General features: G+C 66.7%; 16 protein-coding genes. 1 reads left to right on the top strand and 15 read right to left on the bottom strand.

Annotation, left to right across the window (positions count from 1 at the left end):
- Positions 1 to 311 precede the first annotated feature (311 nt).
- From LKX83_RS06915 to LKX83_RS06855, 13 genes are all read right to left on the bottom strand, one after another.
- The gene (locus LKX83_RS06915; protein WP_227881446.1) at positions 312 to 872 is read right to left on the bottom strand and encodes a pyridoxamine 5'-phosphate oxidase family protein; all 561 of its coding nucleotides are present in this window, start codon (positions 870 to 872) and stop codon (positions 312 to 314) included.
- A gap of 421 nt (positions 873 to 1,293) precedes the next feature.
- On the bottom strand, positions 1,294 to 1,896 hold the full coding sequence (locus LKX83_RS06910; protein ID WP_227881445.1) for a hypothetical protein: 603 nt from the start codon (positions 1,894 to 1,896) through the stop codon (positions 1,294 to 1,296).
- Between the two features lie 5 nt (positions 1,897 to 1,901).
- Complete coding sequence (floA, locus tag LKX83_RS06905; RefSeq protein WP_227881444.1) at positions 1,902 to 2,897, bottom strand: flotillin-like protein FloA; 996 nt, start codon at positions 2,895 to 2,897, stop codon at positions 1,902 to 1,904.
- 76 nt (positions 2,898 to 2,973) lie between these two features.
- On the bottom strand, positions 2,974 to 4,377 hold the full coding sequence (locus LKX83_RS06900; RefSeq protein ID WP_227881443.1) for an NfeD family protein: 1,404 nt from the start codon (positions 4,375 to 4,377) through the stop codon (positions 2,974 to 2,976).
- A 186-nt stretch (positions 4,378 to 4,563) separates the two neighbouring features.
- Positions 4,564 to 5,007: a GatB/YqeY domain-containing protein gene (locus LKX83_RS06895; RefSeq protein WP_227881442.1), complete on the bottom strand. Its 444-nt coding sequence runs from the start codon at positions 5,005 to 5,007 to the stop codon at positions 4,564 to 4,566.
- Positions 5,008 to 5,022: 15 nt separating this feature from the next.
- Positions 5,023 to 5,196 (bottom strand): 30S ribosomal protein S21, encoded by a 174-nt coding sequence (gene rpsU / locus LKX83_RS06890; protein ID WP_080840534.1) that lies wholly within the window; start codon positions 5,194 to 5,196, stop codon positions 5,023 to 5,025.
- A 114-nt stretch (positions 5,197 to 5,310) separates the two neighbouring features.
- On the bottom strand, positions 5,311 to 5,661 hold the full coding sequence (locus LKX83_RS06885) for a histidine triad nucleotide-binding protein (protein ID WP_227881441.1): 351 nt from the start codon (positions 5,659 to 5,661) through the stop codon (positions 5,311 to 5,313).
- A 215-nt stretch (positions 5,662 to 5,876) separates the two neighbouring features.
- Complete coding sequence (locus tag LKX83_RS06880; RefSeq protein WP_227881440.1) at positions 5,877 to 6,473, bottom strand: hypothetical protein; 597 nt, start codon at positions 6,471 to 6,473, stop codon at positions 5,877 to 5,879.
- Positions 6,474 to 6,506: 33 nt separating this feature from the next.
- Positions 6,507 to 9,926 carry an AAA family ATPase gene (locus tag LKX83_RS06875; protein ID WP_227881439.1) on the bottom strand — a complete coding sequence of 1,140 codons (3,420 nt, stop codon included), beginning with the start codon at positions 9,924 to 9,926 and terminating at the stop codon, positions 6,507 to 6,509.
- Positions 9,923 to 11,107: an exonuclease SbcCD subunit D gene (locus LKX83_RS06870; protein ID WP_227881438.1), complete on the bottom strand. Its 1,185-nt coding sequence runs from the start codon at positions 11,105 to 11,107 to the stop codon at positions 9,923 to 9,925. Before LKX83_RS06870 ends, LKX83_RS06875 begins: the two co-directional genes overlap by 4 nt.
- Positions 11,108 to 11,126: 19 nt before the next feature.
- Entirely contained in the window at positions 11,127 to 15,098 is a 3,972-nt protein-coding gene (locus LKX83_RS06865; protein ID WP_227881437.1) for a UvrD-helicase domain-containing protein, read from the bottom strand.
- A complete protein-coding gene (gene addB / locus LKX83_RS06860) occupies positions 15,095 to 18,628 on the bottom strand; it encodes a helicase-exonuclease AddAB subunit AddB (protein ID WP_227881436.1) in 3,534 nt (1,177 codons plus the stop codon). Before addB ends, LKX83_RS06865 begins: the two co-directional genes overlap by 4 nt.
- Positions 18,629 to 18,837: 209 nt before the next feature.
- Positions 18,838 to 20,223 carry a class I SAM-dependent rRNA methyltransferase gene (locus tag LKX83_RS06855; RefSeq protein ID WP_227881435.1) on the bottom strand — a complete coding sequence of 462 codons (1,386 nt, stop codon included), beginning with the start codon at positions 20,221 to 20,223 and terminating at the stop codon, positions 18,838 to 18,840.
- A gap of 138 nt (positions 20,224 to 20,361) precedes the next feature.
- On the opposite strand from LKX83_RS06855, the gene LKX83_RS06850 reads away from it, so the two are divergent.
- Complete coding sequence (locus LKX83_RS06850; protein ID WP_227881434.1) at positions 20,362 to 21,345, top strand: Na/Pi cotransporter family protein; 984 nt, start codon at positions 20,362 to 20,364, stop codon at positions 21,343 to 21,345.
- 16 nt (positions 21,346 to 21,361) lie between these two features.
- Here LKX83_RS06850 and deoC read toward each other — a convergent pair whose 3' ends face one another.
- Both deoC and mtaB read right to left on the bottom strand, forming a co-directional pair.
- Entirely contained in the window at positions 21,362 to 22,507 is a 1,146-nt protein-coding gene (deoC, locus tag LKX83_RS34275; RefSeq protein WP_370639039.1) for a deoxyribose-phosphate aldolase, read from the bottom strand.
- Positions 22,508 to 22,608: 101 nt separating this feature from the next.
- A complete protein-coding gene (gene mtaB / locus LKX83_RS06835) occupies positions 22,609 to 23,958 on the bottom strand; it encodes a tRNA (N(6)-L-threonylcarbamoyladenosine(37)-C(2))-methylthiotransferase MtaB (RefSeq protein WP_227881433.1) in 1,350 nt (449 codons plus the stop codon).
- Positions 23,959 to 23,961: the final 3 nt, after the last annotated feature.

Raw genomic sequence — 23,961 nt, 5'->3', positions numbered from 1 at the left:
GCGTGCCGGCGTCGGGGATGAGGCCGTTGGCGCGGGAACCGGCGTCTGACCGGCGAGAACGCCTTGCAACGCCAAGAGGCATGTCCCGGATAGCCGGTACATGCCTCTGGCGGGAAAACCGCCTTGCGAGCCGATAGCACGCTGCGCAGCGGGCGCAAGGGCTGGGAGCGCGGCTTGCGCTGCCGGCCGCGGAGCGGCTGCGAGAGTGGCTGCGGGAACGGCTGCGTAGGCGGTTGCGTAGGCGGCTGCGTAGGCGGTTGCGTAAGCGGCTGCATAGGCGGCTGTAAGGCGGCTGAACGGCCGCTGTTCCCTTATTCCTCGCGGTGGCCGAGCGAGGCGCCGAGCGGCGTAACGATGCCGTCCATGCTGACGGCATTCTTTTCCAGATGATAGGCGCCGATGGCGTCGCCTTTTTGATTCGCCCACCGTTTCAGCGTATCCCGCTCCCCGGCGTACTCGAAAAAGGGGACGCTGTATCCGCAGGAGGTTTTGACCGCATGAAGATCGGCGACGATCATCTGCCTCGCACCCGGCAACGGCTCGAAATGGGGAATCAGCGTCTCCCATTCCGGCATGTCCGGCAGCACGGTTCTGCCCGTGCCGTACAGCCGCAGGACCATCGGAGGGCCTTCGAAGGCGATGAACATGAGCGTGATGCGCCCGTTGTCTTTCAGATGCGCGCTCGTCTCGTTGCCGCTGCCGGTCAGATCGAGATAGGCGACCGAGGTCGGAGAGAGGACGCGGAAGGCGTCGTATCCTTTGGGAGACAGGTTGACATGTCCGTCCGCGGGCGCGGAACCCACGAAAAACAGATGCTGACGGTGGATGAACTGCTCGTGCTCCGGCTCCAGCCGGGGATAAAGTTTGCCCATGATCCTCGCCTCCGTAGGATGATGCATCGCTATGGCCTTCATTTTACGTCGTCGCTCACGGATATGGAAATAGATAGATATCATCGGGTTGATTGATTGAATCTATAAAGGGAGAGTGGCGCGCTGCCTTGCCCCGTCCCGCTTTTCGCCATAGTAGGTAGTTTACATACGCACATTCGCCGCATAAGCACACTTTACGCCGATGTAGGCAGCCTACATACGCACTTTCGCCGAATAAGCCCGCCAACCGCCAATGTAGGTAGTTTACATACGCACATTCGCCGCACGAGCATACTTCCCGCCGATGTAGGTAGTTTACATACGCTCTTTTGCCGCACAGACACACTCCCTGCCGAACCGGAACAAAATAAAAAGGCCGCCCCGGCGCAGCAGCCGGGACGGCCTTCCAAACTCCTATCGACTACCGCCGATGCGGCTTGCGCGAGCGGGGCGGGCCGAGAATTTCGGCCCACATGACGGCGCGGGCCAAATCGTCCTGCGTCAGCGGCGCACCGCCGATCGCTCCCTGTTCCGGGACGGACGCGGTTAGCCCGTCTTGCGGGGTGAACGAACGCGAAGCGAGCCCCGGCCCCGGACGACGGTAGGTCTCCGCGGCCGCCCTTGCGCCGATACCCTCGCCGGTTTCCCGAGCTTTGGAAGCCGACGCAGGCGGCGAAGCGGACGGCGCCGGAAAACCGGCGTCCTCCCTCGCTTCGTCGGGCAGCCGATAAACCGGGGGCGCGGGAAACCCGCTGGCCGAAGGCCGCGTTTCAGGCTGCGGGGCACGTCCATCCGTTAACGGGCCTGGACCGTCCGGGACGGTCCGGCGAGGCTTCTCCGCTTCCCGCTGCTGCGGACGTGGGAAGCCGCCGCCCCCGAAGTCCGGCATGCGCCCCGCCGGCCTGGCGGGCGTGCCGGGACGGCGCGGCTTCTCCAGGGGCGACTTGCGCAGCACGGAGACGAGAAAGCCGAGCACCACGAGCAGGATCGGCCAATTGCGAAGCAGAAGCTCGATCAGCTGCATGGCGATCAGCGCTCCCCTTTGCCGTCATCCTGGCCCGCGTCGGTGCGGCCGCCGATCGATCCCCGCATATGCGTGTCGGCTTCGAGATTTTTCAAATTCATGTAATCCATGACGCCCATCTTGCCGCCGCGGAGCGCCTCCGCCATGGCGAGCGGAACGTCGGACTCGGATTCGACGACCTTGGCCCGCATCTCGACGACTCTCGCCTTCATCTCCTGCTCTTGCGCGACGGCCATGGCGCGGCGTTCTTCGGCCTTCGCCTGGGCGATGCGCTTGTCGGCTTCGGCCTGCTCGGTCTGCAGATGGGCGCCGATGTTCTTGCCGACGTCGACGTCCGCGATATCGATCGATAGGATCTCGAAAGCGGTCCCCGCATCCAGTCCTTTGCTCAGGACGGTGCGCGAAATGAGGTCCGGATTTTCCAGGACATCCTTGTGCGAGTTCGAGCTGCCCACGGTTGTAACGATGCCCTCGCCGACGCGGGCGATGATCGTCTCCTCGCCGGCGCCGCCGACGAGACGGTCGATATTGGCGCGTACCGTGACCCTCGCCTTTACTTTCACCTCGATGCCGTCCTTGGCGACGGCCGAAACGATCGGCGTTTCGATGACGCGCGGATTGACGCTCATCTGCACGGCTTGGAGCACATCACGCCCGGCAAGGTCGATCGCCGCCGCCCGTTCGAAAACGAGCGGGATGTTGGCCCGCTGGGCCGCGATCAAGGCGTTGACGACGCGGTCGACGTTGCCTCCGGCGAGGAAATGGCTTTCGAGCTGGTTGATGTTCAGGCCCAGGCCGGCTTTCGTCGCCTTAATCAGCGGATTGACGATTCGGCTCGGAATGACTCGCCGCAGCCGCATGGCGACCAGCGTGATGATGCTGATCCGCACGCCCGAAGCCAGCGCGGATATCCACAGCATGAACGGGAAAAAGCTGAAAAACACGATTAACACGATGACAACCAAGGCGGCGATGATCAAAAATTGAACGTCTGCACCCATGGAATCCCTCCATATTCAAGATTAAGTTAGTATGGTCAACGCGAATGCGCTCACCCCCCGATTCGAAGAGCCCCTATCAGGAAATCTCTTCAACCAGGATGCGCGTGCCGTCCACCGCGGTCACCCGCACCGCCCGGCCGCGATCCACGAATCCGCCCGCCGTGACGACGTCGATCCGCTTGCCGTCCACTTCCGCGATGCCGGCCGGACGCAGCGGCGACAAGGCAATGCCTTCCCGGCCGATCCATCTCTCCCTAGCGTCCGCATGCGGCACGTAGCCTTGTTCCGCGGTCAGCGATTCCTTCAGGATGAACCGGTTCCAGACGCCTTTGCGGCGGAAAATATAGGCGACGATCGCGACGAGCACCAGCGCGACGAGCAGCGCCCAGCCCAGCGACCGAAGCGCGTCTCCCGTGTCGTAGGCGGCCGTCACGATGCCGCCGATGAGCCCCGCCGCGCCGAGCAGACCCAGGATGCCGAAGCTCGGCACGAACATCTCCAGCACCAGCAGGACGACGCCTACGAGGAAGAAGACGATCGACTCCATGCCGGCGAAGCCGGCGATCCCTTGACCGAAGAAATACAGGCCGAACGCCGCTAGGCCTACGATGCCGGGGATGCCGAAGCCCGGAACGAGCAGTTCGATCAAAACGCCGGCGATGCCGAGGATGAGGAGCAGCGTCGTGATGCCCGGCTGGGTGACCACCTGGGCGACTTTTTCGAGGATCGTCGGATGGAGTGTAACCTCCGCGCGGTCCTGTAAGCCCTGCTCCGCCAGCAGCTCCCGGATCGAGCCTGCCGTCGCGTCCGCGTAGCCGACCTTGCGGGCTTCTTCCGCCGATAGCGAAATAATCTCTCCTTTCGCCTTCGTCCGGCCGATCTCCTTCATCTCGACGGTCCGTTCCGGATCGACCATGCCCGCGGCGATATCGGCCCGGCGGCCGTTCAACTCGGCGGCGGCCACCATTTCGCTTGTCCAGTGGGACACGATCTTCGGACTTTCCACGGCTTGACCGCTGCCGTTCACGACCATGGCCGAGCCGATCGTCGATCCCGGCGCCATGACGAGCCGGTCGGCGTTCAGCGCGAGATACGCGCCGGCGGAAGCGGCCTTCCCGCTCACGAAGGCGACCGTCTCCACCTTCGAAGACCGGATGCGCTTGCCGATGTCTTCCGCGCTCGTCAGGCTGCCCCCCGGCGTGTCGATGTCGAGGACGATCAGCGAAGCGCCGGCCTTTTCCGCCTCCGCGAAGGCCCGTTCGACGAAGGAGGCCAGTCCGTTCGCCACTTCCATCTGAATCGGAATGACGTAGACGTATCCTTCTGCATTCCCGCTCTTTTCACCCGCCGTTTCGGCGGCGGCCTGGCGCGTCGGGCCGACGAACGGAACCGCCGCCAGCAGCAAGAGCATCCATGTCAGCGCATACAATAAAAGTCGGCGGCCTAGCGGGTCTTTTCCGAATCCGGAAATATGGCGCAAAGGCATTCCTCCTCTTCTTCCGGCGGGCCTGCTGTCGCTGTCCTGATCGGACAGCCGGCGCCGTGCCGTATTCCTTAAGATGTTGTACGTGAAAATAGGTCATTGGTTTCATTGTCTGCCAGATCGGATGCAGCTAAACGCAAAAAGCACTCCCCCGAAAGGGAGTGCCTGTCGTTCTCGAGAGAATCATGGCAGAAATTGCTGGACGATCTGGTTGACGAGCTTGCCGTCTGCGCGTCCCTTCACCTTGGGCATTAGCGCGCCCATTAACTTACCCATATCGGCTTTGGAAGAAGCACCGGTTTCTTGAATGGTCTGTGTAACGATGGCTTTGATTTCTTCTTCGTCCAGCTGCTGGGGAAGGTACTCGGTAATGATGTCAATTTCTGAGGCTACGGTCGATGCGAGATCGTCGCGGCCCGCTTTGCCGAATTCCTGGAGGGAATCTTTGCGTTGTTTGACTTCGCGGCTCAGAATATCAAGCACTTCGTTATCCTCAAGCGGGCGGCGCAGCTCAATCTCTTGATTCTTGACCGCCGCACGAATCATGCGAATGGTGGTCAGACGAAATTTGTCCTGCGACCTCATCGCCTGCTTCATGTCTTCGTTCAAACGGTCCGCGAGGTTCATATTGCGAAATTCCTCCTAGAACTTGCGTTTACGAGCAGCCTCGGATTTCTTTTTCCGCTTTACGCTCGGTTTCTCGTAGTGCTTGCGTTTCTTCAGTTCCGCGAGAACGCCGTCTTTTGCGATCGAACGCTTAAAGCGGCGGAGTGCAGCGTCGAGTGTTTCATTTTTGCGAACTTTCGTTTCGGACACCTGTTTTCCCTCCCTCCGGAACAGACCACAACACACGGTTATCAAACCTCATTATAGGTGATGGAGAAAGGGAGTGTCAACTTCCGCCCATCGAACGAGGTTCGCATCCTACGCTTACGCGGAGGGAACGTTGAGGGGCCCCAGTTTTTCCCCGCCCAGCACGTGGAAATGCACATGAAACACGACTTGCCCGCCGTCGGATCCGCAGTTGTTGATCAGCCGGTATCCGCTCTCGGACAGCCCCGCTTCCCGGGCGATCCGCTGCGCGGTCAGCACCGCGTGCCCGAGCAGCTCCGCGTCGGCAGGCTCGGCGTCGTTCAGCGTGGCGATATGCTTTTTCGGGATGACCAGCAGATGGACGGGCGCCTGCGGCTGAATGTCCTTGAACGCGAGCACGCGGTCGTCCTCGTAGACCTTGGTCGACGGGATCGTTCCTTGCACGATCTTGCAGAACAGGCAATCCATTATGTACAACCTCCAACAAGTAACCTGAGCTTTCTTCCATTCTAACGCATTCGACCCGGGCGCGTCCAACGCAAATCCCGACAAAAGGCGACGATCTCGGCTGACGTCGGAAGATCGCGATAGCCGGACGATGAAAGGAACGCCGGAAGGTTGCTTCGCCCCTTCTCTACGTACGCTCCGCTATATCGTCCGGCGCTTCGGGCGGGACGCGTCCGTCATTCGAGGCCGGCGGCCAGCTGCTGCAGCTGGTTCAGCGCCTGCCGGGCGACTGGAAGCCATTCGACGCCCGCCTGCATTTGCCGGTAACGCTGATCTCCCGTCGGGACGGCATAGCTTTGCAGCGTTTGCTGCAGCTCGACGGCGCCGCCGTGGATCGTTTCGAGCGTCTTGCGGTCGGCTGCGGCGGGTTCTCCGCCTTGTTTGCCGATCGGATCGAGCTTTTCCCGGATCGCGGCGATCGGCTGCGCGGCGCCGTTCAGCGCCTCTTCCTTGGAAGCGCCGGCGCGGATGCCCGCTTCGTAGAGGAGCCCGCGGCATTCGTCGCCCGTCGGACCCAATCCGCCCTGAAGCGCTTGAGCTGCCATCCGGCTCCCTTCATCCTTCGCCGAGAGCATTCCGGACGCGTATTCCTCCAGCGCGTTCGCATACGATTGGCAGCTGGCGTACCGCTCGGCCAGACGGTGGCCCCGCTCCGTCTTGAGCGACTGGTTGTCCAGCAGCAGCCGCGAAAACAGCACGACGATCAGGATGGCCATCAGCGTCAGCAAAATCAGCAGAATCGGGACGGTGTAAGTTCGTTTTCCGGTGGTCATCGTTTTCATTACTCTCCTATCGCTAGCGAATCGTCAGTAAGTGATACGGCTGCCCCTGCCGCCAGGTTCCGCCGGAGAGACGAGCAGGCGTCTGGGCAATCGCGCTTGCAGCTCCGGCACGTGGCTAATGACGCCCACGGCCAGCTCGTCCTGCTGAAGCTTCTCCAGCGACGTCACGACCGTGTCGAGCAGTTCCTGGTCCAACGTACCGAACCCTTCGTCCAGGAAAAAGAACTGCAGCGGATATCGGCCCCGCAGCTGGATTTGCGCGGACAGCGCCAGCGCCAGCGCGAGCGAAGTCAGGAACGTCTCGCCGCCGGACAGCGTCGATACCGGTCGCCGCAATTCGCCGTTCGCATCGTCGCGGATGACGAAGCCCCCGGACGCGTCCACCTCCAGCGCATACCTTCTGCGCGTCAGGAAGCCGAGCCGCTCCGACGCGGTGCGGCACACTTGCTCGAGCTGCTCTTCGGCGATGTATTCGACGAAGGCGTTGCCGCGGAAGACGGACTGCAGCTGCGCCAGCCGGGCCTGGTCGGACGCAAGAGCCAGCCGACGCGTCTCGAGCGCTTCCCAGCGCCCCCGCCGGGCGGCGAGATCCTCCGCGTCGCGTTCGGCTTTGGCGACCGCCGCGGCGCCGGCTTCGGCCGCTTCGCGCAGGGCGGCGAGCCGCTCGGCGCTCGCGGTCCAGTCGGCCTCGGCGACCTGCTCGCCTGTGACCTGACCGCGCAAGAGCTCCAGCTGGCCGGCGAGCTGCTGCTCCTGTTGGCGGAAAGCGGCGATCCGCGCCTTCAGCGCGGCCGCTTCGCCGATGCGCGGCGCCAACGCGCGGACCTCGTCCGCCTCGCCGAAGCCGCAGGCGGCCAGCGTTTCCCGCAGCCGGGTCGCCGTCCGCTCCCGCGAGGCGAGGGCGGACAGCGCCCGCTCCTGCGCCGACGTCCGGGCGGCCTCCGCCTCCTGCAGCGCCCGGTAGGCCGCCTCGTGCGCTTCCTTTGCCTCGCGGAACGCGGACCGCAGCGCGGCGAGCCGCTCCTGGGCCTGCGCGCGCAGCGTCGCGGCGGGCGTACCGCCGGTCCACTCGCGCAGCTTGGCGAGGGCGCCCTCTCGGTTCGCCGCGAGGCTTTCCGCGCGCGCGCGCGAATCCGCCAGGCGGACGGCCAGCTCGTGCCGCTCCCGCTCGAGACCCCGCAGCGTCGCCTCCTGCTCGTCGATGAACGTAACGCTCGTATCTAGCCGCTTGCGAAGCTCGCGCGAAGCCTCCTCCGCTTGAGCCGCGCTAGCTGCAGCCGCTTCGACGCCTTCCGGCGTCAGGTCGGGATACGTCTCCGACCAGCTTTGCCGGGCCGCCGCCTCCGCTTGCTCGTGCGAATGCAGCTTCGCCAGCGCCGTTCCCAGCGTTTCCGCCGCCGTGGCGGCCGCTTCGGCGGCGACGTCCCGCTCGCGCGCGGCGGCGCCCGCAGCCGCTTCCCACGCCGATTGCCGGTCCGCGAGTCGCTCCGGCTCGCTGCGCCAACCATTCCACGCCTCGCGCAGCGCCTCGAAGCGCACGCGCCAGGCATCCAGGCCGTCCGCCGCCGCGAAGGCGGCCGCGTCCGAATCCGCGAGCGCTGCGGCGGCCTGCGTCCACGCCGATTTGGCGGCCGCCGCCTCCCGCGCCTGCGCAGTCGGCTCTGGCTCGGACCGATCCGCGCGAAGCGAGCCCAGCCGCGTCCGGTGCCAGTCGGCCCGGCCGAGGGCATCGGACATCTCGCGCCGCAGCGCGTCCGTCTCGCGAATCAGCACCGCCCAAGCGTCCGCGTCCTCCCGAGGCGCATGGACAGCAGCCGGCGCGGGATGGTCGTGGCTGCCGCAGACGGGGCAGGCATCCCCCGGCGCCAAGCCTTCGGCCAGACGCGCCGCGGCGGACAGCGCCGCTTCGCGTTCCGCGGCCGCGCCGGCGGCGGAAGCCGCCTCGCCTAGCGCGCCGTCGAAGCTCCGCAGCAGGCGAACGGCTTCGCCCCACACCTCGTATAGCGAAACACCTTCGGCATCGGCCTCCCGCAGCGCCGTCTCCGCGCGCCGCAGCCTGTCGGCGGCTTCCCCTTCCTTGCGTTTGCGCTCCTCGGCTTCGCGGCGTGCATCCGCCGCGGCGGATGCGGCCGCGTCCGCCTCCCGCTTGCGCGCGGAAGCCGCCTGCAGCCGGCTGTACGCCTCGGCCTGCGGTTGCAGCGCCTCCCACTCGGTGCGCAGGCGCTGCTGCTTGTCCCGCGCCTGGCGCAGCCGCTCGCCCGTATGCGCGTACCGCTCCTCCAACGTCCGCCCGCGCTGCTCGCCTTCGGTCAGCGCGGCGGCCGCTTCCGTCCATTGGGCTTCCCAGCGCCGCGCCTCCTCCTCGAGCTGCACGGCTTGCTCGAGCCGTTCCAGCCGCCCGATCAGCGCGGGCTCTTCCGCCGCCGAAGCGGCCTGGGCGGCTTCCCAAGCCGCCGCCGCGGCTGCGGCGCGCTCCGCCTGGATCTCGGCGCCCGCCAGCGCCGCTTCGCGCTCGCGGGTCCGCGCCGCCAGCTCGCGCTCGGCCTCGTCTGCATCGCCGAGCGCGGGCAGCGCCTGGGCCGCGCGATCGAGCCGGGCGGCCGCCCCTTCTTGCTCGGCGATGTCGGGCGCCTGGCGGGCGAGCGCCGCCCACTCGGCCTCCACGCGGCGCAGCTCCAGCTGCCGCTCGCGGCGGCGGCCGAGCGCCTCGTGCGCGCTTTCCGCTTCAGTCAGCGAGGACCGCAGCCCCGCCGACTCCCGGCGGGCTTCCTGCAGTCTTTCGTTTGCCGCGGCGATCGCTTCCGGCGAAGCGTCTCCCAGCCCCAGTTGCTCGGCCTCCGTCTCCTTGAGCTGAACGCGCACGCCTTCGCCGCGGGCGGACAACCGGGCGGCGAGCGCGTCTCCGTAGCGCTCCAGCCGGAACAGCCGCTGCAGCATCTGGCGCCGGTCCTTGCCTGCGAGCGTTAGAAATTCGGCGAACTTGCCTTGCGGCAGGACGACGGCGCGGGTGAAGTCGGTCATCGTCAAGCCGATGAGCCGCTCCACTTCCGCGTCTACCTCGGACTGCTTGTCGGCAAGCACCCGTTCGCCGTCCGGGGTCAGCTCGATGAGCCGACAAAGCGCGCCATGGACGGCGACTTCGCCGGCCCGCTTGTACTGTCGCTCGACCCGGTAGCGCAGTCGCTCTCCCGCGCCCGACAGCTCGAACGTCATCGCGACGGAGAGCTTGCTCTCCGCGCCGTTCAGGATGCCTTGCGTCCCCTTGGGGGCGCGTTCCACCCGTCCGTAGAGCGCCAGCGTCATCGCGTCGAGGATCGAAGACTTGCCGCTGCCCGTCGGGCCGAAAATGCCGAATACGCCGCCCTGGCAGAGCCGCTCGAAGTCGACCGTCTGCTTTTCCCTGTAGCTCTGAATGCCCGCCAGCTCCAGCAAGATCGGCTTCATGCCTCGTCCTCCTCCCTCTCCGCGTCGCCTTGGATCAGCTCCAGAAACAGCCCGACGAGCGCCTCGTCGGCTTCCCCGCCGTTGGTCTGGCGGCGGTAAAACCGGCGGAACAGCTCCTCCGGCGGCAAACCGCCCCGCTCGGCGCGGGCCTCGCCCTCCTCCCGGTCCTGCGCCGCATAGACGGGCCGAATCTGCAACAAGCCTTCGCAGCTCGTCCGCAGCGCGCCGATCTGCTCCAGCGTGAGCGCCTCCGTCAGCCACAGCTCCAGCTCGATCCAGGCGTCCGGATCCCGCTTCTCGTCCAGCCACCGGTGTACGTCGGCGAGACCGCCCTGCGCCTGCCATCGGACTAGCGGCCTGCCGCAGGAGAGCGGCACCTCCCGCGGTTCGACCGCGACGCCCGGCGCCGCGTCGAACACGATGACGGACTTCGCCTGCCCCGCCTCCGAAAAGCTGTAGCCGAGCGGAGAGCCGCTATAGCGGATCGTCTCGTCCCCCGCCACTCGCTGCGGACGGTGCAAGTGTCCGAGCGCCGTGTACTGCTGCCCGATCCGCAAAGCCGAAGGATCGATCGTATACGCGCCGCCGACCTGGATCGGGCGTTCCGATTCGGTTTCCCGGCCGCCGAGCACGTAGATGTGGCTCATCGCCAAATTCACCGTATCGGGCTGGAAAGCGGCCCCCATCCCCCGCATCAGCCGGCCGACGCGGTCGGAATAGGCCGCTCGCAACCCCTCCTCGTCCATCGCGGCGTGGAGCAGTTCGTTCAGCCGCGCTTCCGACGGGTATGGCAGCGCTGCGATGACGGCTACTTCGCCAGTACGGGCGACACCGACACGGATCGGCTCCGCTTGAGGCAGGCCGACGAGCCTGACGCCGTGGCGCGCCGCGAGCGGGGTCGCCGCGGCCACGCGATCCGGATGATCGTGGTTGCCGGCGATGACGGCCACCGCGCGCCGTCCGCCGTCGGACAGCCGGGCGAGCGCGTCGTAGTACAGTTCTTCAGCCGCCGCAGGGGGGTTCACGGAGTCGTAAACATCGCCGGCGACGAGCACGAGATCTGCTTCTTCCTCTTGCGCGACGCGTACCAGCTCGTCGACGAATTCCTCCTGCTCGGCCATTCGGCTGCGCCCTTCGAGCGTCCGCCCGAAGTGCCAGTCCGCCGTATGGAGCACTCGCATCCCGATTGCCTCCCTTCCGCTAGAACAAGCGAACCGTCCGTTCGCCGTCGATAAAGTAAATATAGCCTTCGGCCACGGGTTCCCCCATGATCCGTCCGATCGCCGAAGCGTACCGCTCCATCTGGAAGCGGTGCTTTTCGGCGGCCGCCTCGAACGCCCCGCCGAAGACGGCGTCGGTCTTGTAGTCGACGAGAACAAGGCCGGCTTCCCCGGGAAACAGGACGTCGATGACCCCCTGAATCAATACCGTCTCCTCCGCAGCAGGTCCGCCGGCAAGGCCGGGATGGGCCTCCTCGGCGGGGATGCCCGCGCTGAACGGCCATTCCCGCCAAAGGCGCGGCGCCGTCCGCATCCGCTCGAACAGCGGCGTACGGCTAAACGCCGCGATCGCCCCCGCGCCGATCGCTTCTTGCTGCTCGGTCGTCAGGATGCGTTCGTCGACGAGGCGCTGCAGCCAGGATTCGAGATCCGCGGCCGTCAGCCCTTCCCGGAGCGGCAGGTGCTGCATCGCCAGATGCACCGCGGACCCGCGCTCCGCCGCCGTCAGACGTTTGGCGGACAGAAACTTGGGGCGGCGAAGGCGGTATGTCATCGTCGCCGCTTCGGGCAGCTCGTCCGGATTCCAAGCCGGATGGCGGGCTTCCTCGTTGTCCGCTTCTTCCGTTTCCGCCCCGCCTGCCTCGTCCGTTTGCCCGGCGAACGGCTGTCGAAGCTGCTTCATCGCCGTGATCGACGTCTTGGCTGCCGCGCCGGAGGCGGCGGCATAAGGATCCTGCCAGGAAAGCGCCCGGGCCGCCTTCGCCCCCGCCGGCGTCTCCGGAACGGGCACGGGCTCGAGCCGCAGGACGTGCGGCCATAGCATCTCCTCGCCGGCCGCCGCGGCTTCTTCAGCCGCGGGAGCGCGCAGATAGGCCGAAGCCGGAACGACCTTGCATGTCCACGGAGTCGCCGTTCCGTCTTCCTGCGGCTGCGCCTCGCCTACCGCCTTATCCCAATCGGAACCCGCGAGAATGGACGCCGGTCCGAGCCAATCCAAATAGCGCGAGGCGGAAGCGACGGCGTGCGCCGGCAGCCCGTCCGCCGCGGACGACGCCGTTTGCCGCCAGAGCCGAAGCTCCTTCTGCGCGTCCTTGGTCGTCCCGACGAGAATGAGCTTCTCCTTCGGGCGGGTCAGAGCGACGTAAAGCACGCGCATTTCCTCCGCGAGCATTTCCGCCTTGAGCCGCCGGCGGATCGCCAGTTGCGGGAGCGATGGGTACGTGACCCGCGTCACCGGCTCGACCACGCGCGGACCGAAGCCGAGCTTTTTGTGCTTCAGGAACATGCCGTTCAAGTCCTGCTTGTTGAACTGGCGGCCGAGCCCGGCGACGAAGACAACCGGGAACTCGAGCCCTTTGCTCTTGTGGATCGAGACGACCCGCACGACGTCTTCTTGCTCGCCGATCGCCCGCGCGGCCCCGAGATCCGAACCGGTCTCGCGCATGCGCCCGAGAAAGCGGAGGAAGCGGAACAGCCCCCGGAAGCTCGAGTTTCGCTCGAATTGGCGGGCTCGGTCGACGAGCGCCCGCAGATTGGCCTGCCGCTGGACACCCCCCGGCAGCCCTCCGACGAAGTCGTAATAGCCGGTATCGCGGTACAGCAGGTGCAGCAGCTCCGCGATCGGTTCCCGGCGGGCGAAGTTGCGCCAGCGCTCAAGCGCGGCGGCGAAGGCGGACAGCTTTTCGGCGAGCGCGGCGTCGACCGCTCCGGCTTCTTCGCCGGCGGCCGCCCGCACAGCTTCCCAAAACGAGCCGGAACGGCCGGCGATGCGGACGCGGGCGAGCTGCTCTGCGTTTAAGCCGACGAGCGGCGAGCGTAGAACGCCGGCCAGCGGGATGTCCTGATCGGGGTTGTCGATCAAGTGCAGCAGCGACAGCATCACATCGACCTCGGTCGCGGCGAAGTAGCCGGTGGCGAGGTCCGCATAAGCGGGAATCCCCGCTCCTTGAAGTTCCTCCAACACGGCCGGGGCGAGCGACGTCGCCGCCCGCAGCAGAATGACGACGTCGCGGTAGGCGAGCGGGCGATGCAGGCCGGCTTTGCCGTCGTAGACGCCGAACGGCGGCTTGCCGCTGCCGTCCGTGCCCATAAGGCGGCGGATTTCCGCTGCGATGCAGCGCGCCTCCAGCTGGACGGCCGCCAGATCTTCCTCCGGCGGCGCCTGGGTCTCGCCCGCCTCGCCGTCTTCGGCACGCTCGGCGGAGGCGGCCGCCTCTTCGCTTCCGGATTCGACGCCCGTGCCCGCCTCGATCAGCAGCATTTCGACCCGGTACGGATTCCGCACGTCGGGCGATTGGCCCCATCCTCCGGCGTCCGATTCATCCGGCGGATAGCCGTTGCCGTAGATCAGCTCGGCGCGGCGGTCGTAATTCATCTCCCCGACCGGCTCGCGCATGATCTGGCGGAAGACGTGATTGACCGCGTCCAGCACGCCCGACCGGCTGCGGAAGTTGCGGGCCAAGTCGATGCGCAGGCCCGCGCCGGCGGTTCGCTCACCGGGTTCCGCGCCCTGCGGCGTCCACACGTCGTAGGACTTGTACTTGGCGAGAAAAAGACCCGGCTCCGCCAGGCGGAACCGGTAAATGCTCTGCTTGACGTCGCCGACCATGAATACGTTCCCGGGCGCTTCCTTCGCGATCAGCGAAACGATCGCTTCCTGCACCTCATTCGTATCCTGATACTCGTCCAGCAAAATCTCCCGGAACCTTTCGCGATAATCCAGCGCGGCCGCCGAAGGAACGGCGCGGCCGGGCGCCGACGCGGGATCGCGGAGGATGCGCAGGGCGTAGTGCTCCAAGTCGCCGAAATCGAGCAACCCCTTGGCCCGTTTGGCCGCCTCGTAGCGTTCGCCGAACGCGACCACGAGCGCCGCAAGCTCTCCCATATCCGGCGCAAGCGCGCGCAGCTCGGCCGCATACTGCTCGGGCGTGCGGACGAACCATTCGTCCGCCAGCCGGGTGACCGTCTTCTTCGCTTCTTCGCGCGCCTGCTTCGTCCGCTCCTGCAGGTCCGGGTCGTAGCCGTCGCCCCGGCAAGGCTTCAGCCGGCCGAAGGCGACGTTGCCGAACGCCTCGCGCCATCGCTCCCAAGGCTCCTCACGCACCGTCCGCAGCAGCGACAGGACCATGATCAGATCGTCCGCCAGCGTGTCGGCATAGGGCGAAGGGCCGCCCGGCTGCCCGGCGAGGGCGATGCCCCCGCGCAGCAGCTCGGCCGCGCCTTCCAGCGCGAGCTGAACGTCGGCGCGCATGCTCGAAATCCAGGGCGATCCGGCCAGCGCCTCGGCGTCCGGCACCCGAAAGGCAGCGGCGGTCGCGCCGAGCCAACGCTCCGGCTCCGGATGGCTCCGCGCGAAGTCGTACAGCTCGAGCGCAAGCCGGTGCAGCGGCTCGTCGCTGCGTTCGCCGCCGAACAAGTCCGCGAGGCGGGCGAGCGTTCCTTGCTCCCCTTCCGTCTCGTACCGCTCTTCGAACAATGCGTCTAGCGTGTCCATCCGCATCAGCTCGGCTTCGGTCTCGTTCGCGATCCGAAAGCCGGGATCGAGGCCGATGAGCGGCGCATACTTTTCCAGCACCTCGACGCAGAAGGAATGGAGCGTCGTGATCGACGCGCGCGGGAGCAGCGCCAGCTGACGCCGAAGGTGGGCGGAGTCGGGCCTGCGCTCGAGGGCGTTCTCCAGCGCGATGCGGATGCGCTCCTTCATCTCGGCGGCGGCCGCTTTGGTAAAGGTGGCGACGAGCAGCCCGTCGACGTCCAGCGGACGCGTCTCGTCCGCGATGCGCGAAATGATCCGCTCGACCAGCACGGCCGTTTTGCCGGATCCCGCGGCGGCGGCGACGAGCAGACGAGTGCCGTCTGCGGCGATAGCCGCCCACTGCTCGTCCGTCCATTTGCTGTTCGCCGGCTTCGCAAACGTCGCCGACAAATCGGGCCTGTCCGTATGTACGCTCATTCCGTCTCTCCCTCCTCCTGCGCCGACAGCCATTGCCAAACCTGGTCTTTGCTGACTGGCTTCGGCAGCGCGTGATGGCTGTTGCCCTCCAGCTGTCCGTCGAACTGGCAGACCGGCCGGTACTCGCACACCGTGCAGGGGCTCTTTTTATCCAGCCGGTACGGCGCGATTTCGACGTCTCCGTCCACGATGCGCTTGCCGATGCGGCGAATGCTGCCCCGCACCGACTTGCGCAGCGCGTCCCATTGGGCGGTGTCGGCCACCTGTGAACGGGCCGAAAACGTTCCGTCCTTTTTGAACTCGACCGGCACGATCGCGGACTTGCCGGAGTCGGCCAGCGACCGGTCCATGAGCTGCACGGCTTCGCCGTCCGCCAGGACAAGCCCCTGCATGCGGTATTCCTTCAGCAGCGCCGCGCTCGCCTCCGCCTCGCCCATGCCGTTGGGCGAATGAAGCAGCGGATTGTGGACGTGGAAATAAAGCACGCCCGCAGGATGCGCCGGACGCCCCAGCCAGTGCGGAGCGTGCGTCACGACGACGTCCAGATAGGTGAGCATCTGCAGCGACAAGCCGTGCGCCACCTCGTCCAGCTTCAGCTTGACGGCGCTGGATTTGTAGTCCAAAATGCGCAGCAGCACGCCCTCCGGCGTCTCTGCCGCGTCGACGCGGTCGATCCGGCCCGCGATGTCCATCCAGCGGCCGCCGCCCAGCTCGAGCGAAAGCGGCGGCAGCATGCCTTCCGGCCCAAAGTCGACCTCGAGCCCGATCGGCCTGAACGCCGAAGAACGTACATGCTCGCCGAGGATGGCGGACGTTTTCGAGACGATGTCGCGCAGCTTGCGCGCCATCGCCTGGTGCCGGTGCGAGGACAGCAGAATCTGGGATTGCACCTTGGGCAGCAGCCGTTCCACGGCGGCGGCGGCTTCCCCCTGCCAACGCTCGGCTTCGAGGCCAGCCGGCCCCTCGGACAGCAGCTTTTCGGTCGTCTGGCGCAGCGCCGCATGGAACAGCTGGCCGATATCGGGGGCGTCGACCCGATACAGCCGCCGCTCGCGCAGCCGCAGGCCATGCGCCGCGAAGTGCCGGAACGGGCACGCGACGAAGCGCTCCATCCGGGACACGCTGGCCAGCAGCCGATCTCCATAGAGGAGGCGGCTCGTGACGGCCGAGAGCGGATGCTCGTCGTTCGCGTACCGCAGCGAAGAGACGAGCGTCGCGAGCCGCGAGCGCCAGGGCTCCCGCTCGGCGAGCCAATGATAGACCGACCACCAGCCGGGCGCCATGTCCCCGCCCTGGCGCCAGTGGCGCAGACGAGCGATCGTATAGGTCAGCGCCCGGCCCGGGTGGACGGCGAAGCTTAGCTGCCGTTCCTCCGGATCGCCCGGCTGCGGCTCCGCCGCCAGCGGGACGGTCGGCAGACCGGGGAACCAGCCGCGCAGCCGGCGGATCATCTCCGACGGGAGCAGCGCCTGCCCTTCCTCGTCGGCCATCGGATAGCTGCTCCACAGGTGGCGAGAGGGGGTAGTGACGGCCAAATACGCAAGGAACCGCTCGTCCAGCAGCCGCCGACGCGCGCCCGGCGCCATCGGCATGCCGGCTTGCGCCAGCCGCTCGCGCTCCGACTCCGACAGCAGGCCGTTTTCCCGGATGGCCATCGGCATGACACCGTCGTTGACCCCGAGGAGGTAGAGCACCGAAATCCGGTCCGAACGAGTGCGCTCCGGGCTTCCGACCAGCACGCCGTCGAGCGCGGGCGGCACGGCGCCGATCTTCAGCTCTTCGAGACCGGCGTCGATCATCCCGGCAAACAGGAGCGGATTGGCGTTTTCGTCGCCCATCAGCTCCACGAGCTGGTCGAGCAGGCCGACGACGCCGTCCCAGAGAGGACGGTGCATGCGCGACTTGCCAGGCTCGCCCGCGGCTTCGTCCGCGCGGCTCCACAGCTCCAGCCGGTCGGCAGACCGGGTGTCCTCAAGCAGCAAATACAGTGCTTCGCACAGGTCGCGCACGGTGTCCGCCTTCTTGAAGCGGACTTCGAGCCGGCGCAGCGGAGCGAGCAGCGCGTCGCGGGCCGCGCGTACGCGCACCATCTTCTTGTCCTCGCGGCCCTCGTCCTCCTCGGCTTCCAGATCGCGTCCGGAGAGCGAGTACCAGGCGCGGTCGTCGTGCCAGCGCCAGCCGTCGATGCCGGCTGCGAGCACGTAATTTTCCAGCAGGTCGACCTCGTCCCGACCGACGGTGCGATCCGGTGGGTGCAGCAGGTCCGTCTTGGCGCAGCGGAACAGCGCTTCGACCTTCCAGCCGCCGGTTACCGTCTCGAGCGCCGAGCGGACGAATTCGACGAGCGGATGATGCGCGGCGCTCGCCTTGGAATCGAGGAAGTACGGAATGCCGTAATCGCCGAACACCGTGGCCAGCAGTTCGGCGTAATCCTCGAGCCGCCGGACGAACACGGTCATGTCCCGCCAGCGGCAGCCTTCCTCGCGCACCCGGCGGAGCATGTCGCGCGCGGCCGCTTCCGCTTCGGCGCGCCGGTTGGCCGCCTCGTGCAGCGACACGCCGCATCCCGGATGGGCGGGCAGCAGCAATGCGGGCTCGCCTTGCCAGCGCAGGCGGGTGTCCGCGGCGCGCTCCAGATGCGCGAGCATCGGGCTTTCCGCGAACCGCGGCGGCACGCTCGGCGCCAGCGCGTCGAAAGGTTCGACGGGCACGCCCGCCGCCTCCGCCAGCTCGCAAAGCCGGGCCGACGTCTCCGCCGTCGGATGGAACAGCGCCAGCTCGTCCGGCCGCTCGCCCGCGGCGTAGGGACGGTCGACGCAAAGCGTCACCGTGACGCGGGCGCAGCGGTGCAGCAGCGCCTCGATGACGGCGTATTCGTTCGGCGTAAAGCCGTGAAAGCCGTCCAGCCAAACTTCCGCGCCTTCGAGGATCCGGCTCGAAGCCGCTCCCCGGACGAGCCACGCGAGCGCATCCTCGCCATCGAGGTAATGCCCGTCCAATTCGCGTTCGACGTCCCCCTGGAGCAGGGTCAAATCGCGCAGCTTGTCGGCAAGCAGATCGACGCCCGCCTCCTCCTCGTCCGTCCGCGCCGCCATCGCGGACGCTTGGCGGAGCTGGCGGCCGTCGATGCCGTACCGCTTCCACTCGGTCATCAGTTCGTTCAGCTTGGAGACGAGGCCGGCGGCCGAAGCCCCGCCCCGAAACAGCTTGAGTTCTCCGCGCCGGCGTTCCAGCGCCTTATGTACAAGCATCGCTTTTCCGTTATCGCCGATCGGGACGACGGCGGCTCCGCCCGTTTCCTGCATGATCCGGAATGCGAGGCGGCGGAAGCTGAGCACCTGCGCCCGCATGAAGCCGCCGAGACCCGGCGTCGTGACCATGCCGTACTCCGTCTGGAACGTCGCCTGCTCCGGAACGAGGAGCAGCAGCGGCGGGCCCGCCGGGTCGTCCGCGAGACGCTGCCGGATCTCTTGAAGACACGTCCACGTCTTGCCGCTCCCCGACCGTCCCGTGAGTAGCCTGAGCGCCACGTCGGTCCACCTCCTGCCGTTCGTCTGAAATCTAGTTTGTCTATCATTGTACCACACTGCCGAGCAGGCGCACAGGCGTTCGCCCGCCCGCCGAATACGGCCAAGAGGCCTCCCCCCGCCGAGCCTGACGCTCGAACGGAAGAAGGCCTCTTGGGATTGCCGCGGAGGATCGGTCCGGGACCGGAGCCGTCTCGCGTCCTGCCAACGGGTCACAGCCCTTTGCGGCTGCGCACCTCGAAAATACCGAATTTCAAGTAATGACCTTCCTCCACGCCGCCGAGCTGCGGGTGATCCTTGCCCGCGCCGCGCCATTCGACCCGGCGCAGCGTCTTGCCGGCGTCCTGCGCCGCCTCGAGCAGCGTCTCGAGAAACAGGTCCGGCCGCACGTGGTACGAACAGCTCGCCGTGACCAGGTAACCGCCTTCGTTGATGAGCTTCATCGCGTGCAGGTTGATGTCCTTGTAGCCGCGAATCGCGCTAGGCACGGCCCGCTTCGTCTTCGCGAACGCGGGCGGGTCGAGGATGACGACGTCCCAGGTGCGGCCTTGGCCCGTCAACGGCTTGGACGTGTCGACCTTGCCAGCCCCGCCGGCGCGGGCGGCGCGCTCTTCCCGGCCGCCGACCTGCTGGCGCAAATATTCGAACGCGTCCGCCACGACGAACTCGACGCGATCGGTGAAGCCATTGCGCTCCACGTTCCGGCGCGCGGTTTCGATGCCGTGCTCGGAGATGTCCAGGCACGTGACCTTTTTGGCCCCGTATTGGCAGGCGTGCAGCGTAAAGCTGCCCGTATGCGCAAAGCATTCGAGAACCGTCGCCCCGTCCCAGTAAGGGAAGGTCACTTCGTTGCCTTTGGCGTTCACCGGCACCCGGCGCACGCCCTCCTCCGTCTCCCGCTCCTGCAGCGTCACCCCGCTGCGTTTTCCCCAGCCGTGCATGAGCGGCGCGATCGCGGCGCGATTTTCGCGCTGATCGAAGAAATAGCCCGTCTTTTGGCCGCCTTCGATATCGACCTCGACCTTCAGGCCGTTCTCTTCGATTTCCAGGTAGCGCGGACATTCTCCGTACAAAGCGCCGGTACGCTCCTCCAGCCCTTCGAGCGTCCGCACGCCGACGTCGCTCCGCTCGTAGACGCCTTTGGGCGCGAACACGTCGACCAAGGCCGGCAGCCATTCGCCGCGCGTCTTGTCCATGCCAAGCGTCAGCACCTGCACGACCAGCACGTCCGCGAACCGGTCGACGACGAGTCCAGGGAGGAAGTCCGCTTCGCCGAACACGAGCCGGCACGAGGCTCCCTCGCCTACAAAACGCTCGCGATACTCGACGCAAGCCTGGAAGCGGTCGCGGAACCAGTCCTCGGACATCGCCTCCAGCGGTCCGTAGGACACGATGCGAACCGCAATTTGGGAAGCCGGATTCCAGTAGCCGGTCGCGAGAAATTGTCCCCGGTGGTCCCGCACCTCCACCAATCCGCCCGGATCGCCCTCCCCTTCGATCCGCTCGATCTCGTTCGCATAGATCCACGGGTGCCCCTGCTCCAGCCGCGGCCGGCGGGAGCGGTTCAAGATGACGCGCGCTTGCGCGATATTCGTCATCGGCTGTTGTCCCCTCTCGTTAACATGTCTTGTCCAGCATACGCATAAAATGGTGAGTAGGTCTGTCCACCGCCTCGGGCGGGAGGATGGCGTCACACGAACGGCCTTCGTCCGGAATCGTCAAAAGGAGGGCTCCTCATGATCCCCACCCTCGTCGCCCTGTCGCTTGTCGGCATGTCGCTCCTGCTCGGCGGCATGAAAATCATGGAAGCGGCCCTGAAGGAATGGGCCGGCAGCCGGCTGTCCGCCGCCGTCGGCGCCATGACGTCGACGCCGCTGCGCGGCTTCGCGCTCGGAACGGCCGCCTCGGCGCTGCTGCAGAGCAGTACGGCCGTCACTGTGCTCACGATCGGCCTCGTCAACGCGGGCCTGATGCCGTTCGGCCGCAGCTTTGGCATCATCCTCGGCACAAACGTCGGAACATGCCTGACGACCGAGCTGATGAGCCTGCAGCTGCACCGTTACGGCGTCCCGCTCCTCGCGGCGGGCTGCGCACTGTGGCTGTGGACCGCCCTGGCCGACGAACTGGCCGTGCTGCCGAAGCTCCCCGGCGTTCTGCGCGCGCCCTTCCGCTACGGCGGGGCCGCGCTGGCAGGATTCGCCCTGCTCCTCGTCGGCTTCGCCGCGCTCCGCGAGATCGGTCCGCTGCTGCAGCAAGAAGGCGCCTTTCAGCGCCTCATGAGCATCGCCGAGCGGCAGCCCATCTGGGGCGTGCTGGGCGGCGCCCTGCTCACGGCGCTCGTCCATTCGGGCTCGGCGGTCATCGGCATGGCGATGGGCCTCGCCTCGGCGGATGCGCTCTCGCCGCTGACCGGCGTCGCCGTCGTGCTCGGCGCCAACGTCGGGACGTGCGTCACCGGCTTGATCGTCTCGCTCGGCGGCACCCGCGGCGGCAAGCTGGTCGCGGTGTCGCAGACCGCGCTGAACATTGGCGGCGCCTTGCTCTTCTTTCCCTTCATGCGGGAGCTGCTCGCCGCGGCCTCCGCTCTGGCGCCTGCGGACCCGGCCGCGCAAATCGCGCATGCGCAGACAATCTTCAATCTCGCCTGCTCGGCGATCGCGCTGCCGCTCGCTTATGTAAGGCTGCGAAAACCGCCGCAGCCGCTTTTTCGCTCGCGCTGACGCGCGGGCTCCCTATTTAATAACTGCCCGCGGCGGCCGCGCCGCCGCCGATGATGGCGATGCCGGAGCTCGTGCCGATGCGGCTCGCGCCGGCCAGCAGCATCCGGGCAGCGGTGTCCGCATCGCGGACGCCGCCGGATGCCTTCACCCCGAGGCGGGCCGAAACGGACCCGCGCATCAGGCGGATGTCCGCCTCAGTCGCGCCGCCCGGCCCGAAACCCGTCGACGTCTTGACGAAATCGGCGCCCGCCGCCTCCGACAGGCGGCAAGCCTCCTGCTTCAGCTCGTCCGTGAGGGCGCCCGTTTCCAGGATGACTTTGACGAGCGCGCCGCCCTGGACGGCTTGGACGACCGACGCGATGTCGCGCTGCACCGAGTCGAAGTCGCGGTCCAGCAGCTTGCCGATCGCGATGACCATGTCGATCTCCGACGCGCCGTCCTCAACGGCGGCAGCCGCCTCGAACGCCTTGGCCCGCGTCGCGCCCGCTCCGAGCGGGAAGCCGACGACCGCGCACACCTTCACGTCCGTGCCGGAAAGCTGTTCGCGGCAAAGCCGGACCCAGCGGCCGTTCACGCACACGCTGAAAAACCGGTGGGCGAGCGCTTCTTCGCACAGCTTGACGAAGTCCGCGGTCCGCGCTTCCGCCTTGAGCAGCGTATGATCGATGAACGGCGCGATCGACTGTCCCGGCGTCCAGAACGGGAAGCGTCCCCGCGAAGCGCCGCCCGCCGCTTCCTCGGGCGCGTATCCGAGCGCTTGGAGCGCCAGGCGGAGCACTTCGTCGTTGTTGTCGTAGCCGCCGGACCGCTGCAGGCGCCAGCTCTCCTCGGGCGCGTACCAGGCGACGCCTTTGATCTCCTCCACTTGGGCCTGCAGCGCGCCTTCGCTCGCTTCCACCAGGAAGTAGTGGACTTCCTTTTGCACCGTGACCCGGTCGGCCGCCTCGTATTGGTAGCGGATGACCGACAGCGGCTGGCGGATGCGCCCGGCAATGCCCGTCTCCTCCCGAATTTCCCGAAGCGCCGTCTCCTCGATCGTTTCGCCCGGCTCCATCTTTCCTTTGGCCAGCGTCATTTTGCCGAACCGGTCCTCGATCAATTGCACTTCCAGCTTGCCGTCCCGGTTGCGGTAAACGACGCCGCCCGCCGATATCTCTTTCATTCCGACTCCTCCTCGTATGTACAACAAAAGATTTCAACCCGGCGCAGCGCCTCGAGGCGTCCCGCGGGCCGGGTGAAATCTCGGCATGTTTTCCTGGTTGGTCAGGCGTTGGCAGCCATCGCGCCGGCGTTCTCCCGCACCTCGAGCAGCTCGCCGCGCACCTCGTTCACGCCGCCTTCGACGACGCGCACGCGGCACAGCTTGCCGACCAGAGACGGGTCGCCGCGGAAGACGACGTTCAGGTAGTTGTCGGAGTGGCCCGACATGAGGCCGCTGCCGGCTTCGCCCTTCTCCCCGCGTTCGGGGATGATCTCGACGACGCGTCCGACCCATTCGTCCGCGTACGCCGCCTGCATCCGCTCGGACAGGTCGATGAGCCGGTGCACGCGCTCGTGCTTCACTTCCTCATCGACTTGATCCTCCATGCGCGCCGCCGGCGTGCCCGTCCGTTTGGAGTAAGGGAAGACGTGCATTTCGGCGAAGCCGATCTCCTCCATGAAGCGGTAGCCGTTCTCGTAATGGGCCTCCGTCTCGCCCGGGAAGCCGACGATGACGTCCGTCGTGATCGCGACGCCCGGCATGGCCGCCTTGATCTTCGCGATCTTCTCGGCGAACTCGGCGGTCGTGTACTTGCGGCGCATCCGCTTCAAAATCTCGTCGTCCCCCGCCTGGAGCGGAATGTGCAGATGGCGGCACATCTTGGACGAGCTGTTCAGCACGGCGATCATGGCGTCGTCGATCTGGCTCGCCTCGATCGAGCTGATGCGGATGCGCTCCAGCCCTTCGATCCGATCGAGATCGGCGAGCAGGTCGCTCAGCCGATAGTTCTCGAGATCGTCCCCGTAGCCGCCGGTATGGATGCCCGTCAGCACGATCTCCTTGTAGCCTGAAGCGACCAGTTGGCGGGCCTGGCTCAGCACGCTTTCCGGATCCCGGCTGCGGGACAGGCCGCGCGACCAAGGAATGATGCAGAAGGTGCAGAAGTTGTTGCAGCCCTCCTGGATTTTCAGGAACGCGCGGGTATGATCCGCGAAATCCGGCACGTCGAGCTCCTCGAACGTGCGCGTCTTCATGATATTGCGCACGGCGTTGATCGGCTTGCGCTCGGCCTGGATCTGCGAGACGTAAGTCATCAGCTTGTCGCGATCCTGCGTCCCGACGACCAGATCGACGCCTTCGATCGCCATGATCTCCGCCGGCGACGTCTGCGCATAGCAGCCGGTCACGGCGATGACCGCGTCCGGGTTGCGGCGCACGGCGCGGCGGATGATCTGCCGGCTTTTTTTGTCGCCGGTATTCGTGACGGTGCACGTATTGATGACGTAAACGTCGGCCGTCGCCGCCTCGAAATCGACTTGTTCGTAGCCTTCGTTTTTAAACAGCTGCCACATCGCTTCCGTATCGTAGAAGTTGACTTTGCAGCCCAATGTATAAAACGCCACTGTAGACATGGC

Origin of the sequence: Cohnella baijiui, assembly GCF_020731285.1 — a bacterium.
GTDB lineage: Bacteria > Bacillota > Bacilli > Paenibacillales > Paenibacillaceae > Cohnella.
Note: the sequence above shows the minus strand (reverse complement) of the source record. Positions and strands in the feature narration are given on the sequence as shown.

Coding starts and splice junctions, on each gene's coding strand:
- LKX83_RS06875 (WP_227881439.1), bottom strand. CDS start 9,926: ATGAAGCCGATCTTGCTGGAGCTGGCGGGCATTCAGAGCTACAGGGAA.
- LKX83_RS06910 (WP_227881445.1), bottom strand. CDS start 1,896: ATGCAGCTGATCGAGCTTCTGCTTCGCAATTGGCCGATCCTGCTCGTG.
- LKX83_RS06885 (WP_227881441.1), bottom strand. CDS start 5,661: ATGGATTGCCTGTTCTGCAAGATCGTGCAAGGAACGATCCCGTCGACC.
- LKX83_RS06895 (WP_227881442.1), bottom strand. CDS start 5,007: ATGAACCTCGCGGACCGTTTGAACGAAGACATGAAGCAGGCGATGAGG.
- deoC (WP_370639039.1), bottom strand. CDS start 22,507: ATGAAAGAGATATCGGCGGGCGGCGTCGTTTACCGCAACCGGGACGGC.
- LKX83_RS06850 (WP_227881434.1), top strand. CDS start 20,362: ATGATCCCCACCCTCGTCGCCCTGTCGCTTGTCGGCATGTCGCTCCTG.
- LKX83_RS06915 (WP_227881446.1), bottom strand. CDS start 872: ATGGGCAAACTTTATCCCCGGCTGGAGCCGGAGCACGAGCAGTTCATC.
- LKX83_RS06855 (WP_227881435.1), bottom strand. CDS start 20,223: ATGACGAATATCGCGCAAGCGCGCGTCATCTTGAACCGCTCCCGCCGG.
- floA (WP_227881444.1), bottom strand. CDS start 2,897: ATGGGTGCAGACGTTCAATTTTTGATCATCGCCGCCTTGGTTGTCATC.
- LKX83_RS06865 (WP_227881437.1), bottom strand. CDS start 15,098: ATGAGCGTACATACGGACAGGCCCGATTTGTCGGCGACGTTTGCGAAG.
- mtaB (WP_227881433.1), bottom strand. CDS start 23,958: ATGTCTACAGTGGCGTTTTATACATTGGGCTGCAAAGTCAACTTCTAC.
- LKX83_RS06880 (WP_227881440.1), bottom strand. CDS start 6,473: ATGACCACCGGAAAACGAACTTACACCGTCCCGATTCTGCTGATTTTG.
- LKX83_RS06870 (WP_227881438.1), bottom strand. CDS start 11,107: ATGCGAGTGCTCCATACGGCGGACTGGCACTTCGGGCGGACGCTCGAA.